The organism is Gimesia benthica, from assembly GCF_009720525.1.
GTDB classification, from domain to species: Bacteria; Planctomycetota; Planctomycetia; order Planctomycetales; family Planctomycetaceae; genus Gimesia; species Gimesia benthica.
This window is the reverse complement of the sequence record NZ_CP043930.1, coordinates 4,672,378-4,686,935: the sequence shown is the minus strand read 5'-3', so window position 1 is coordinate 4,686,935 and position 14,558 is coordinate 4,672,378. Positions and strand designations below refer to the sequence as shown.

Sequence of the window (14,558 nt, the reverse complement as noted above, 5' to 3'; positions counted from 1 at the left end):
TGTTATTCTTTGGTAATCGTTTCGTCCATGTTGAGCAGGATACGCGAAAGTGCGACCCAGGCGGCCAGTTCGGCGGTGGCAGGTTCCGGGCTGTTATTGGTGGTTGTGATCTGCTTAACCTCTTCCGGATGCGCTGCGAAATAGTCGCGTTGTTTCTGCAGGAAGCGAGTCAGCAGTTGAACTTCTGCCTGTAAAGGATACCGGGAGACACAGCGGCGGAAAGCAGTTTCGATTCGCTCTGCATCGGAGGCGCCCTTAGCAGCCAGAGTGGTTTCCGCGAGACCCGTGGCACATTCCATGAACAGTGTTTCATTGAGCGTGGTCAGTGCCTGGAGTGGTGTATTGGAACGGTTGCGTTTAACCGTCGCGATATCGCCGTTCGGCGCATCAAAGGCCTGCAGCATGGGATAGGGGACAGAACGGAAACGGAAGGTATAAATGGCCCGGCGATAGCGATCGTCATCCTGATCGACATGCCAGGTTTTGGGACCGTAGCTGGCCGGCTTTTCGAACAGAAAGGCTGGCGCGGGGGGATGGACAGAGGGGCCGCCAATTTCGGAATTGAGCAGACCGCTGGCCTTGAGGGCGATGTCGCGTACGATCTCCGCATCGACGCGATAGCGGGGACCGCGGGCCAGGAGTCGGTTGTAGGGATCCTGCTCCAGGAGTGCCGGAGTAACGCGGGACGACTGCTGATAAGTGTTGGAGGTGACAATCAGTGTATGCAGTTTTTTCAGATCCCAACCTTCATCCATAAACCAGACGGACAGCCAGTCCAGTAACTTGCGGTGCGTCGGCGCTGCCCCTTGGGAACCGAGGTCTTCACTGGTGGTAACAATGCCTTGACCGAAGTACGCCTGCCAGACGCGGTTGACGATGGCCCGCGCGGTCGTGGGGGACTTTCGATCTACGAGCCAGCGGGCGAAGGTCAGTCGATTGACTTCCGTCCCTTGTGGCAGTGTATTCAGAAAGTCGGGAACACCGGGATCGACCACCTGTTTCTGCTTGAGGAAGTCACCACGTTCGAGCAGATGTGTTTCGCGCGGTGCCGGTCGTTCCTGGTAGACGAGCTGTGTCGTCCCTTTAGGGTGCTGTTTCCAGAGGGCGGCGATCTGTTCGTTCTGCGTTTTCCACTCCGGGACGAGCGTCCGCCAGTAGCTGAATATTTCGGCCTGCTGTTGCGGTGTGCGTTGATCAGCGGAGATCGTCAGCAGTTCACGAACGCGATCGGGAACTTGATCGGCGGCGGCGTTCTCATCTGTCGTATACGAGATGCGAAAACGTCCCAGGTTCATGGTCTGGTTATCATCGCTGTTCCACCCGCCGTGCATCTGGACCAGGCTGATCTTCAGCTTCGTTCCTGCCGCATAGCCAAATGGTTTTTCAGCATTGAAGACTGCTTCATGGGGCTGATTCATGCGCCCCGGGCCCCCATCAATGCCCCAGGCGGTTGAGTTGTCACCATCGATGGCATACTCCACCGGGCCGGTAAACCCGCGCTCTCCTTTTTTGTCTGCATAGGGATTCTGAAGCTGTTGTCGCTCATTCGCAAAGTCTGCCGAGGCTTTTACGAATTTGATGTTGGCTTTCTGTTTTGCATCCTGAGGATTTTCGACACTGAGTTTGATGTCGGTGAGAGCACACAAACCCTCGGTCGAGCGGCCAGGTCCGCCTGCGGGCAGGTTGGGATGATTCAAGAGTTCCAGCCGCAGGGCCTTGATCTGGGACGCATCGACGGTCGCTTCAAAATTCGAAGTGAAGCGGGACGGTGCATAGCCCTGTGCCAGCTGGGAATGATCGGGTTGTTCGAAGTAACGCTGCGAGTTGCTGTCGATGTTCGTGAGCTTCATAACGTGCCACTGGGGCTGGTTCTGCTTGACACTTTGTTCCCAGGCAGCCATCTCTGTGGCCCAGTCTGGCTTCTGTGCTTTCAGCTGTTCTTCAATCGCATGGATCTTGTGAAACAGTTTAGTGCGCTGCTTCTGTTCTTCATCCGTATAGCCGCGAATGCTGGCTTCGTAGGAGTTGTTGATGCAGGCGAAGATCTGGTAATAATTCTCCTGCGTCAGTGGATCGTATTTGTGCGTGTGACATTGTCCGCACTGCAGGGTCAGCCCCAGAATACTTTTGCCGATCGTATCCATGCGGTCGAACATGGCCGCCATGCGAAACTCTTCGGGATCGATGCCCCCTTCTTCGTTGAGCATGGAGTTCCGCATGAAACCGGTGGCGACTTTTTGATCCTGTGTCGCCTGGGGCAGCAGGTCACCGGCGATCTGTTCGGTAATGAACTGATCGTAAGGTTTGTTTTCGTTGAAGGCATCAATCACCCAGTCTCGATAGAGCCAGACATTCCGGGGCGCATCTTTTTCATAACCGTTCGAGTCGGCATAGCGGGCTGCATCGAGCCAGAGACGACCCCAGCGTTCGCCATAGTGGGGAGACGCGAGCAAACGTGTCACCTGTTTCTGCCAGGCTAAAGGGCTCGGATCGTTGACGAATTGATCGACCTCTTCAATGGTAGGAGGCAGGCCGATCAGATCGAGACTCAAACGACGCAGACGCGTGATGCGGTCTGCTGGTTCGGAAAACGTGAGGCGTCGCTGTTCAAGTTTTTCCAGGACGAATGCATCTATCGGATTCTGCACCAGCGACTGTTGTTTCACCTGGGGAACGGGTGGTTTTACTGGTGGCTGAAAGGCCCAGTGTGAAGCCCAGGGAGCGCCGGCGGCGATCCATTGACGGATTTTTTCGATGTCTGCCTTAGAGAGTTTTTTACCCGAGTCGGCAGGAGGCATCCGCAGACTTTCATCCTCGGCGGTCATGCGCTGATAGATCAGACTCTCTTCCGGTTTGCCGGGAACAATCAATGCGTGCTCTCCCGCTTTGCCGAAGAGTCCTTCTTTGAGATCCATGCGGAAATCGGCTTCACGGTGTTCATCATCCGGACCGTGACAGGCAAAACAGGCGTCGGATAACAGCGGACGAATATCGGAAGCGAAATCAAGGTCCGCAGGCGCTGCCCCTGATTCTGCAAAGGCGGAATTTCCAAGAGAGACTGTCAGCATCAGGCAAGACAGTAGGAACAGTGAGCACGTTTGTTTGACCATAATCCTGCTTTCGGTCGTTCTTTCTGAGTCGAGAACCGACGCTGTGAGCAGTCAACCGGGTGGCAAAGTTTTTTAAGCAGGAAAGACCTGGTCACAACCATTGCCAACCGGAATTTTTTGCTGCACGGGAAGGATTCTCGAGTCTCAACACAGACACGAGTGAATACCGGTCCGCCACTTTACCCAAAGTGGGGTAGCTCACGACTTCATCTAAAGTCATTTGAGCAGGTGACTTAGGCGCCAGGCAAGGTGGGAGTTTTCCCTGGCAGATCTTGTCGTTCATTATACGAAGTCAGCAGGGGAGAATTCAAGTTTTGCCTGAAAGAGTCGGTTGGAATCGGATCACTTTTTATGAAGATCCCCTTCAAAACCTGTCCGTATATTTAACAAACCTTAACACTAGGCCCGTTTTGTCTCATTCTGCCACACATTATTCATCTCTACTTAACATGTCAGGGAGAAAGATCTTCACATTATCTCGATACTGTACTCCCAACTGAGATTTGCAGCCGGCACCGCAAATTTCTGCACACGAGTCCGAGTTGAATTCAACCAGAAGCGAAGAGAGTAAAAAGAAAAGAAGAGAGTTCAAGGGGGGCAGATCATATTCGATCATCATCAATTGCCAGAGTGATGGGGGATGACCTGTTTCTTAAAAAAGTAAAAAGTAAATCGTACTAGCCTTCATTTGTTCGCGTCACTGTCAAACTTTTTAAACTAACAGGAACTGTAATGAAAAAATCACGTGCTCGTAATCTGAAACGCTCAGGTTTTACCCTGATCGAACTTCTGGTGGTGATCTCGATCATCGCTCTGCTGGCTGCCCTGCTGATCCCAGCTGTTTTTGCAGCCCGCGAATCTGCCCGCTCTTCACAGTGTAAGAGCAACCTGCGTCAGTTTGGTCTTTCCATGCACGCCTTCGCATCAACTGACCCCAGCGGTCGCTACTGCACCGGTGCTTACGACTTCCGTCGTGACGGATGCCCTGACACCTGGGGCTGGGTGGCTGACATGGTCAACAGTGGTGCCGGTCTTCCTCAGAAGATGCTGTGCCCTTCATCGACTCTGCTCGGTTCAGAAAAACTGAACGACATGATCGGTGTGGCCAACACCAGTAACAAAGACTCTGCTCCACTGTCACGTCTGAGTGATGGTGTCTGTGCGACCTGGACTTCCGGTACAGAAGGTACCCCTGCCCGTATCTTACAGGTTGCTAAACTTCTGGAAGATGGTTACGGAACGAACTACGCATCCAGCTGGTTCCTCGTACGTTCTGGAGCCAAGACTTCTGCAGGCGTAACTTCATCCGGTCTGAAAGGTTTCGGCGGAAGTCTGGGTCCCTTGACCATCCGTCGTCTGGATTCTTCCCGCGTCGCTTCTTCAGCTGTCGCTTTCATGGGTTGTGGAGCTCCTGGTGACGTCGGCGAAGCTGTTCTGTCTAACTCCATTCCCGGATTCGTTGACGCTGGTGAGCGTCTGGCTGAATCTTTCAACGACGGTCCCGGCCGCTGGGATGCAACTGCAGGAACTGGTGGTGCCATCACTCTGATGCCCGCTGGTACCAATGTTGTCGGAGCAATTCCTGCTGAACTGCCCGACCCCAACCGTGCTGGTACTCCCGGCCCAGATACTTTCCTCTGGCTGCAGGATTCTCGTGACTGGTACGCATGGCACGGCCGTGGATCTAACAAGATCTGCAACATCCTGATGGCTGACGGAAGTGTGAAAGCAATAGTTGACCTGAACGGTGACGGCTTCCTGAACCCCGGTTTCACCGGTTCTGCTTCAGGTGGTTCTGGATACACCGACGCCACTGTTGAACTGCGTCCTTCTGAGTGCTTCTCCGGTCCCTGGCTGGATGCTCAGCTGACTAAAGGTAACTTCGAATAAGCTTCGAAGCATCACCTGAATAAGAGATGTTACGAGTGGCCGGTCAATGACCGGTCACTCTTTTTTTATGCGCCCGACAAGTCGTAATCGAATTTGCGGGCTGTTTCAGGCGATGATCTCTTTAATCACATGACCATGCACGTCGGTCAGGCGGCGGTCGATCCCATTGTGTCGGAACGTCAGCTTTTCGTGATCGATGCCCAGCAGCTGCAGAATTGTCGCATGCACGTCGTAGCACATCGTGGGGTTGGCTGGATCGGCGGGTTTGAAGGACCACTGATCGGACTCGCCATAAGTCATGCCCCCTTTGATGCCGCCTCCCGACAGCCAGTTGGTGAAGACGAACGGATTGTGGTCGCGGCCTTTGCTCCCCTGGCTGCAGGGCATTCTGCCGAACTCGGTCGTCCAGAGAATAATCGTATCGTCGAGCATGCCCCTCTGCTTCAGATCCTGAATCAACGCTGCAGCTCCGATGGACATGCCCCGGCCTAAAGGCCAGTGATCGCGTTTGATATCTTCATGCGAATCCCAGTTGCGCCGAGGGAAGCCGTTGTCCGCGCCCGACCAGATCTGCACGAAACGGACGCCCTGCTCCAGCAGTCGCCGGGCTACCAGACAGTTGCGACCGAAGTAGGCGATCTCAGCGGCCTCGCTGATGCCTTCCTGGACTTCAAAGTCGACCGAGTCGAGACCATACAGGTTGAGCGTGCTCTTAGTCTCGCCGGACAGGTCGAGTACTTCGGGTGCCTGCAGCTGCATTTTCGCGGCCAGTTCATAAGACTTGATGCGGGCATTCAGCCGCGAATCACCGGTTCGTTGTTCTTCATGTTTCTGGTTGAGCTGTTTCAGTGCTGCGAGCACATCACGATCGCTCTGGCGGGTGATGAAATCATTGTTGGATGGGAACAGGTTGGCGATGGGCGTTCTGGAATTGGGACGAATCATGGTGCCCTGGTTACTGGCGGGCAGGAAGCCGGCGGACCAGTTGGCGGCGCCATTTGGTGCGAAGCCGCGCGGATCGGGGAGCACAACGAACGTCGGCAGGTTATCGGTCATGCTACCCAGACCGTAGCTGATCCAGGCCCCCATGCCGGGAAAGCCGGGAAGAATAAAACCGGTGGCCTGCATGAAAGTCGCCGGGCCGTGAACGTTCGACTTGCTGACCATATTGTGAATGAAGGCCATGTCGTCAACACAGGCGCCCAGGGGGGCGACACATTCGTTGAGCCACTTCCCCGATTCGCCGTACTGTTTCCACTTCCAGGGTGCCTGCATCGTCTTGCCCGGCGAGGACTGAAACAGCTGCACTTTTTCTCCAGGGTCCCATTCGTTGCCATTGTCTTTGATGAGTTCGGGTTTGTAATCGAACGTATCACACTGACTCGCGGCTCCCGACATGTAGAGCTGGACCACTCGTTTGGCACGGGGCGGATGATGCAGGACGTGCGTTCCGGCAGGGGCAGCGCTCAGCAGTTGTTCCTGTTTGAGCAGCGACGCCAGGGCGATGCTTCCCAGTCCCCCGCCTGCATGCAGCAGAAATTCACGACGATCCATGAGATGACTTTCCTGTGTGTTAATCGATAAAGATAAATTCGTTGCTGTTGAGAATCAGGCGACAGACATTGGCCAGCCCGTGCTGCTTACCCACTTCGACGAGCAGCTTCACCTCGTCCGACGTGGGAGCTCTGCCCAGTGCAGTTTCGAATGCGCGGGACACCTGCGTTTTCAGTTCGCGTTTATCGCCTTTGACCTGCTCTGCGAAGAACCCGGACATGCTGACCATGAACTGATCGTTGAGCAGTGCGAGTGCCTGCAGGGCGGTCAGTGTCTGGATGCGTTTGGGAGTGATCTGCGAGGGATCGGCACAGTCGAGCGATTCCATAAAAGGATCGGGGACGGAACGGACGATGAAGCGGTAAATCGAACGACGGTGTGTCTCTGCTGTTTTGGGATCGTATTTCTGGTAGAGGTAATGCGGCGAGTGCTGTGGTTTTTCGAGGACGAACAGGCGATCTCCGGGTCCGTACATGTTGAGATCGAGCTTGCCGCTGATCTGCAGTACGGCGTCGCGAATGGCCTCGGCTTCCAGTTTGCGTCGATTCATCCGCCAGAGCAGACGATTGTCACCGTCGATCCGGGCGCCCTGCTCGTTGGCTTGTGAAGACTGTTGATAAGCGGTGCTGAGGACGATCCAGCGGTGCAGTTGTTTCAGTGACTGGCCTTCATCGCGGAAGCGACTGGCGAGATAATCCAGCAATTCCGGATGCGTGGGTTTCGCGCCCATGCGACCGAAGTCGTTGGGGGTCTCGACGATCCCTTTGCCGAAGTGATACAGCCAGACGCGGTTCACGATGGAACGCCAGGTGAGCGGATTGCGGGGGCTGATAATCCAGTGGGCCAGCGCTGCCCGGCGGGCGCCTTCGTCTCCTGGATCGGGCAGATGCAGGTTCTGCCCCAGGCCTTCAATCAGACCGGGGACGGCGGGTTCCACTTCGCGTATCGGTGCTTTTTCGCTGCCGCGACTCAGCAAGAAGACCGGACGCGGTTCGCCTTCCGTCGGACGGAAATTTCCGCGACGGGGAAAATCGGTGGCCGCAGCGAAGACCTTTTTCTGCTGGGGAAGTTTACCGAGCTCAGACTGCACGCGTTTGATTTTAGCGGACCAGTCGCGGAGTGACTGTTTCTCTTCCTCGGACGACAGACTGGCCAGCAGGTCATCTCGTTTCTGTTTGAGTTGTGCGAGATCCTGATTGGAATCGAGGCTTTGATAAAATTTACCGTCGATCAGATTTTTACGGGACCAGCGGGGAGGTGCTTCGATGGAATCCAGCGAGGTGACCTGGGCCTGAGCGGCAAGGTTCCGTTCGTCCTGTGCGAGGACCTGAATTTCTCCGAGTGCGAAAATGAAATCATTCGAGCGGGGGGCAAGTTTCGTGGCCGTCAGTCTGAGATACTGAATTTTCTGGCCCTTCAGATCGAAGTGCAAAGGTTTTGTGCCGGGGTTCGTGTAATCTTCGCGGGTCTGGTCAGCAATGATGGTGGATACTTTGAAATCCGGGGTGTCTGAGATTTCCAGTTTGAAGCGTCGCGGGAATCCGAAGCCGGCACCGATGTTGTTGTAATTATCAAAGGCGGGCATCAGCGTGATTTTCTCGGCGGAGACCGGCTGCTTGAAGTTGAGCTGCACCCACTTGGCTGCCTGGTCGGACTTTTCAATTTTACTGTGATAACCAAAGGCGACGCCCTGCCCTGCTTTGGCTTCCTGTGCCTGTTTGAGTTCGGCTTCCATGCGTTTCAGTTCTGCCCCGCCTCGCTTTCGGATCGCTGTGTCGAGGTCCTGGTGGAGTTTCTGAACGCGGGCGTGTTCGGTCAGCAGAGTCTGACGTTTCCGGGCGGTTTCGGGATCCGGATCAAAGGAACGTTCGGCCCGGTCGATGCCGGCGAAGACGGCCTGCAGACCGTAATAGTCTGCCTGGGAGATGGGATCGAATTTGTGATTGTGACAGCGGGCACACTGCACCGTGAGGCTGACCGTGGTATTCAGGACGGTCGCCACCATATCGTCGCGGTCGAGGTTGCGGGTGATTTTCTTTTCGATCAGGTTTTCACTGATTTCGATCTGGCCCACCCAGTCAAAGGGGCCTGCGACGATGAAGCCGGTCGCGGGCACGCCGTCTGGTGAATGCGGGTTAATCACATCGCCGGCAATCTGCTGCTGAATGAACTGTGCGTAAGGCTTGTCTTCATTCAGAGCCCGGATGACATAATCCCGATACGGCCAGGCATTTTCGCGGAGCTTGTCTTTGTCGTAGCCGTGCGTGTCGGCGTAGTGGACCACGTCCAGCCAGTGCCGCGCCCAGCGTTCTCCGTAACGGGGGGAAGCGAGCAGCTTATCGACGAGTTTTTCATAAGCCCGCGGATCGGGGTCGTTAACGAAGGAGTCGATTTCGGTCGGCGTAGGAGGCAGGCCGGTCAGATCATAATAAATACGACGGATCAGGGTCCGACGATCGGCGAGTGGGGAGAACGTGAGTCCCTCTTTCCGCAGGCGGGCCAGCAGAAAGGCATCGACGGGAGTCCGCACCAGCGCGCGTTCTTTATCAGTCAACTCTGGTAATGCTGGTTTTTCCAATGGCTGAAACGACCACCAGTCTTTCGCGGTGAGCTGGGCTTCGCGAATCCGCAGTTCCGGTGGCCAGACTGCGCCTGCTTTGATCCAGTTACGCAGCGTGGCGATTTCCTGTTCGTTGAGTGGCGCTCCCTTTTTGGGCATCTCCGGTTCGGGGCCGGTGACGTAATCGAGCAGCATGCTTTCCGCGGCGACGCCGGGGACGATCACCCGCACATTCTCGCCCCCTTTGAGCGCGCTCTGTTTAGTTTCCAGTGACAGACCGCCATCTTTCGTGCTTTCGTTATGACAGCGGATGCAGTGCTTCTGAAAGAGGGGGAGCACGTCTTTCTCAAAATCGGGTTCAGCAGCAGCTGTCGGTGCCGCGATGATCGGCAGGCAGCAGACCAGGGAGAGTGCGAATTTCAGATTCCGTGAAATGAGAGAGCACATGCAGGCGATTCAATCTATTCTCAGAGGGTGAGTCAATTCTCTGGCGGGACGATACGAGGAAACGTGCGGCTCCTGACCGAACGGCCCTCATTTATATATGGCGCGCCGGCGTGCGAATTGGTACCAGAACTTTTCCTCTTTTTAAGAAAATCCCGGGATCCACTGTTTTTCGGGTACCAATCGGCGAGTTGAAGCGCCATTTATTATAGAAGGAGAAACCAAGCTGCCCTGTATCACGATTCCACCTGCAGCATGATTCCCCGAAGCGCCTGCCATTGTTAGACTTAACTACGAAATGAACACTCCCACAGACCATCCTGAATCGAGCGAATCTTTTTTCCGCCAGTTTTCCCAGTCGGACCGCAAGATCTACGGATACATTCTGGCGCTGGTGCTCGATGTGGCGGCTGCGGAAGATATTTTTCAGGAGACGTGCGTGATCCTCTGGAAGGAATATCCCCGCTATGATCCGGAACGGAGTTTTCTGAACTGGGCATACGGCATCGCCTTTAACCAGATTCGCAAGTACCGGCGGACGTTCCAGAACCAGCGGCTGATTTTCAGCGATGCACTGGTGACCGTGCTGGCAGAGGATGTGTCCCAGATGGCAGAAGAACAGAGCGAACGTCAACTGGCACTCACCCGTTGCCTGGAGAATCTGTCGTCCCCCGAGCGGGATCTGCTCGATTCCTATTACGGCGATCGACAGACCGCGGCCACGCTGGCCGAACGGGGGAACTGTTCGGTGCATGCGATTTATAAAACAATTAAAAAACTGAGGCGGGCGCTGCACGAATGCGTCAGCCGTCGACTTTCGAGTGAGGCTTCATCGTGACCCAACCCGATCCTGACATCCGCGAACAGATTCTGGAACTGGCCGACGCCCAGTGTGCGGGCATCATCACGGAAGACGAACTCGCTACACTGGAGGGTCTGCTCACCGCGCATCCCGAGTACCGCCGCGAATACCTGAATTACGTTTTCGTGCACATCGGACTGGCGGGTACCGCCCAGGCGCGCGTATTGCAGGATCCCGAAGCCGAATTACCGCTGAGCGTCAAACCTGCCGCAGACAATACAAGCGAGCCCGTCGAACGGGGCTACCTGGTGATGCTGATTCCGATTGTCTGTTCGGCGATCTGCCTGGGCGCGGTGGGCATCTTTCTGTTGATGGGCGATTTCAAAGGGCTGTGGGAACCGGAGATGGTTCTGCAGCAGCGTTCCAAATATTACTTCGATGACAGCGCCTCGCCGCCGGAAGAAATCGCCAGCGTCAACCAGGTCGCACGGGCCCGCTGGGAACTGCTGGGGAACAGTCCGGCTGTCACGGATCGCTTCCAGCCAGGCACGGTCAAAGTGACGTCGGGCGAAGTCGAGTTTGCCTTTTCGGGTGGTGCAGATATTAACGTGGCCAGCCCTTCCCTGTTTGGCTTTGAACGGAAAGACCAGGGAACCCTGTTTTCCGGCAGTATCTCGACGCAGCGTTCCGATCGCAAGGCGCTCTTTCGGCTGGAGACGCCGAGCATCGAGTTAATCGACCAGGGGACAGAATACGAAGTCAGTGTGAATGAGGCGGCTGAGACGTTCGTGCATGTGCTGGACGGTCAGGTCGCGGTCAAACCCCGCGGTCGGCTGCCGCGCTTCTACTGGAACTTCGATGAGCCGCCCCAGACCGCGCTGTCCGATGTGTTGAACCAGAGTCCGGTTCAGGCCGGGAAGAACGCGCTGCGGGTCCAGGGACTGATTGGTCCGGGAGCCATTCAGTTCAACAACCGTCCCGATGCGAGTCTGCGGCTGGGGAACGGCGGCGGTCAGGAAGTGGGAACCGGCGATTACGCGGTCTCCACCGGGATCACCGTCGAAGCGCTGGTGGTTTCGGACTGGAAAGCAGCGGACTCGCCTCAGACCCAGGCTCCCTTTGATTACGATGAAATCTTCCGCAAGGAGGATGGCAGCTATCGGATATTGCTCAGCTTTCAGAATGATGACAAGGCAGGAATCACACAGATTCCGCAGGTGGGTGATGGCCCCTGTCTCTCGTTCGGACTCTATCTGTCCGGGCTGGGTTACAGCGAACTGGACATGCCTCTGGACGGGAAAGAGGGCCGCCCGACGCTGGCCGAAATGCGCGATGGTCAGCCCCATCATATCGTCGCCACCTATAATGGCTGGACGGGTGAGAAAGCCATTTACATCGACGGCATCATGCGGATGAGCCATCGCTTCCCGGTGGGGACGATGATCATCAGCGGCGGTGCAGCGCCCGCAGTGATCGGTAACCTGATCTCAGCACAATCGGCTACTCTGGTCGGCCGCGAACCGTTTAATGGTGTGATTGATGAAGTCGCTTTCTACGACTATGCCCTCAATGCAGGCACGATCGCGACCCATTTCAGTCTCTTCAAAGCGGGTAAAGACTATTTCGACGGCCAGTTTCTGGACATCCTCCGCCAGGAAAAACAGGAAGATTACCTGTTAATCCACAAGGGACAGAAGATGAAATTCTCCGCGGAGACGGGCAAGCCGGTGCTTTAATCAGCTGCAACTCTGCCGGGTTCACTCATCCAGTGAGCAACCCTTGGTTTCCTTGATTGTGAGAATGATGCAGAAGGAGATCGCGGCGATGCCGGAGAGGTACCAGGCGATGGCCAGTGGATTGCCGGTTGCTTTGACCAGCCAGGCCGCGACCATCGGGGCGGTCCCCCCGAAGATGGCGAAGGGGATATTATAACTGATGCTGGCGGCACTGACCCGCACGCCCCGCCGAAAGAGTTCGGTGATCGTCGCGGGAATGGCCCCGGCGAAGCAGGCCACGAGGACAGCGAAGCCGATCTGGCCGGTGAGGATCATCGCGAAATTGTGGTGGTGCATCAGGCGGAGCAGCGCGGGAGAGAGGATCGCGACGCCGGCCGAGCCGATGAGCAGCAGTGGCTTACGTCCAAAGCGGTCGGCGAGCATTGCGGTGATCGGGACCAGCACGGTGAGGGCGGCCATGCTGAGCGTATTAATGTCGAGGGCTTCGGCGCGGGATTCGCCAACTTCTTCGACCAGCCAGGTCGAAAGGTAGATGAAGACGGTGTAAAAGGTGACGGCGTTCATCATGTTGAGTCCAGCGGACTGCAACATTTCCGTACGATGTTCAGTCCAGGCCTGCTTGAGGGGCGAAATAGGTTCCTGTTCGGCCAGCTCTTCCGCCAGGGGTTGATCGGGAATACCGTGCCGAATGAAATAACCAACAAAGGCGACTAAAACACCAGCGAGGAAAGGAATTCGCCAGCCCCAGTCCTGCAGTTGGATGTCGGTCGTGAAACTATTAATCAGAGCACCGACGGCCGAGCCGAGCAGGATACCGCAGGTGGCGCCGATCATACTCCAGGCACCGAAGAAGGCCCGGCGGTGCGGTGGCGCGTGCTCGACGAGGAACACGAACGAGCTGGTGTATTCGCCGCCGACGGAGACACCTTGAATCATGCGGAGCAGGATCATCAGGATGGCGGCGGAGATTCCGATCTCGGCGTGGGTGGGCAGGAGACCGACGAGCATGGTAGGGACGGCCATCATCATGACCGAGAGGGTGAGTGCTTTCTTGCGGCCGATACGGTCGCCGATATGTCCGAAGAGGACGGCTCCCACCGGTCGCATCAGGAAGCCGGCGGCGAAGGCACCGAAGGCGGCAATCAGCGAGGTGCGGGCGTCGGCAGCGGGAAAGAAGAGTTTACCGATGGTGGGTGCGAAAAAGCCGTAAACGGCAAAGTCGTACCATTCGAGAATGTTCCCGATGAAACCGGCGGCGAGCACCCGCGTATTTTTGCCTCCGGTTGCCTCTGCATCGATTTCCTGTGCCACGGTCGACATGAACGATTCACCTTCTGTATTGGGGTTGCAGCAATAGCGTTCTCTAACCAGGAATTTCAAACCTTATGAATTTCAGTTGGAGCACGGTTACTCAACAGGCACTCCCATATTTAAATGGAGATCAGGGTATATATAAAAGTAACACAGCACAGAAACCTCATCTGGATCGCCGATTGTTGAATAAATCTGACGCACCATGAGGTGAAAAGAGTTACTGGATTCTGCCAGTTCAAATACTGGTAAATAGAGATCATGAATGAGCCACATGCGATCAAATACCAGGCCTGACTGCTCGCCTTTAAATGCGAAAGGAACCACGATAAAGAACGATGACACATAGACACAGCAACCTGTCAGGATTCCAAGAAATAATTTGCGAATCATAAGGATTGTACCGTGCCAATGAGATCGTGAGCAGTATTTTGAAGCGTTGGTAGTTTATGTAATTCCAAGTGGTGGGGGAATATTGATTTCATGGTCTAGACGGAATGCCTGTTCGAAATTGGTGAGTTGGAATGGTACGTTACCGTTGTGTTTTTCTACCACGAAAAGCACGAAAGACACGAAATTTTCTAGTTGGTGTGATTTACCTGTGATGGGTTGAATTACGGGCGCCGTTTCATTACTGGTGCCCTGGTAGTGCTCTTAATTCGAACGGTCTAGAGCAAACTACTTTCAACCGGGGCTAACGCCCTGCGGCTAATTTGGCTTTTCTGTTGTCGTAGTTCTGAGAACAATAAAACGTTACCTAGTGCCTCGCCACTCAGGGATGGGACCTGTTGATTCATTCAACCTGTTCACTGTCAGTTTCCTGCTCGCTGCATTCGGGCTTACCCGGTTATGTGAGCGGAATGGCACTCGCCACCGGTGAGTGGGATCAGCGCTGGAGATTTTACCGGCGGCTAGTGCCTTGCCGCTCAGTGTTGGTTGGCTAACTTTGTTCCTTTGAGAGATTGACGGATCTTGATGCTCACCAGGCGGGCGGACACGTGGGGCCGCACCCTACGGAACGGGTTGGTGGGCTGGGTCGCAATTGAAGATTTGCCCAGCGACCTCCTGTTGCCTGCGGCAATCATGGATAGCATCCGCGACCACCCCGCCCCAGGATTTTTTCTTTTTTTGATTGACACATTTGTAGCACT

General features: G+C 55.5%; 8 protein-coding genes. 3 read left to right on the top strand and 5 right to left on the bottom strand.

The window, feature by feature from the left end; genetic code table 11:
* Window positions 1-2 precede the first annotated feature (2 nt).
* A complete protein-coding gene (locus tag F1728_RS18175; protein WP_155365285.1) occupies window positions 3-3,110 on the bottom strand; it encodes a PSD1 and planctomycete cytochrome C domain-containing protein in 3,108 nt (1,035 codons plus the stop codon).
* Window positions 3,111-3,842: 732 nt separating this feature from the next.
* On the opposite strand from F1728_RS18175, the gene F1728_RS18170 reads away from it, so the two are divergent.
* Window positions 3,843-5,000, top strand: coding sequence for a DUF1559 family PulG-like putative transporter (locus tag F1728_RS18170; protein ID WP_155365284.1), 1,158 nt, complete (start codon window positions 3,843-3,845; stop codon window positions 4,998-5,000).
* A gap of 105 nt (window positions 5,001-5,105) precedes the next feature.
* On the opposite strand, the gene F1728_RS18165 is transcribed toward F1728_RS18170, so the two are convergent.
* Both F1728_RS18165 and F1728_RS18160 read right to left on the bottom strand, forming a co-directional pair.
* On the bottom strand, window positions 5,106-6,554 hold the full coding sequence (locus F1728_RS18165; RefSeq protein WP_155365283.1) for a DUF1501 domain-containing protein: 1,449 nt from the start codon (window positions 6,552-6,554) through the stop codon (window positions 5,106-5,108).
* Window positions 6,555-6,573: 19 nt separating this feature from the next.
* A complete protein-coding gene (locus tag F1728_RS18160; protein WP_155365282.1) occupies window positions 6,574-9,561 on the bottom strand; it encodes a PSD1 and planctomycete cytochrome C domain-containing protein in 2,988 nt (995 codons plus the stop codon).
* A 295-nt stretch (window positions 9,562-9,856) separates the two neighbouring features.
* On the opposite strand from F1728_RS18160, the gene F1728_RS18155 reads away from it, so the two are divergent.
* On the top strand, window positions 9,857-10,396 hold the full coding sequence (locus tag F1728_RS18155) for a sigma-70 family RNA polymerase sigma factor (protein WP_145442849.1): 540 nt from the start codon (window positions 9,857-9,859) through the stop codon (window positions 10,394-10,396).
* A complete protein-coding gene (locus F1728_RS18150) occupies window positions 10,393-12,096 on the top strand; it encodes a LamG domain-containing protein (RefSeq protein WP_155365281.1) in 1,704 nt (567 codons plus the stop codon). Before F1728_RS18155 ends, F1728_RS18150 begins: the two co-directional genes overlap by 4 nt.
* 21 nt (window positions 12,097-12,117) lie before the next feature.
* Here F1728_RS18150 and F1728_RS18145 read toward each other — a convergent pair whose 3' ends face one another.
* Both F1728_RS18145 and F1728_RS18140 read right to left on the bottom strand, forming a co-directional pair.
* Window positions 12,118-13,416, bottom strand: a complete 1,299-nt coding sequence (locus F1728_RS18145; protein WP_155365280.1) for an MFS transporter — start codon at window positions 13,414-13,416, stop codon at window positions 12,118-12,120.
* A gap of 87 nt (window positions 13,417-13,503) precedes the next feature.
* Complete coding sequence (locus tag F1728_RS18140; RefSeq protein ID WP_155365279.1) at window positions 13,504-13,800, bottom strand: hypothetical protein; 297 nt, start codon at window positions 13,798-13,800, stop codon at window positions 13,504-13,506.
* Between the last annotated feature and the right edge of the window lie 758 nt (window positions 13,801-14,558).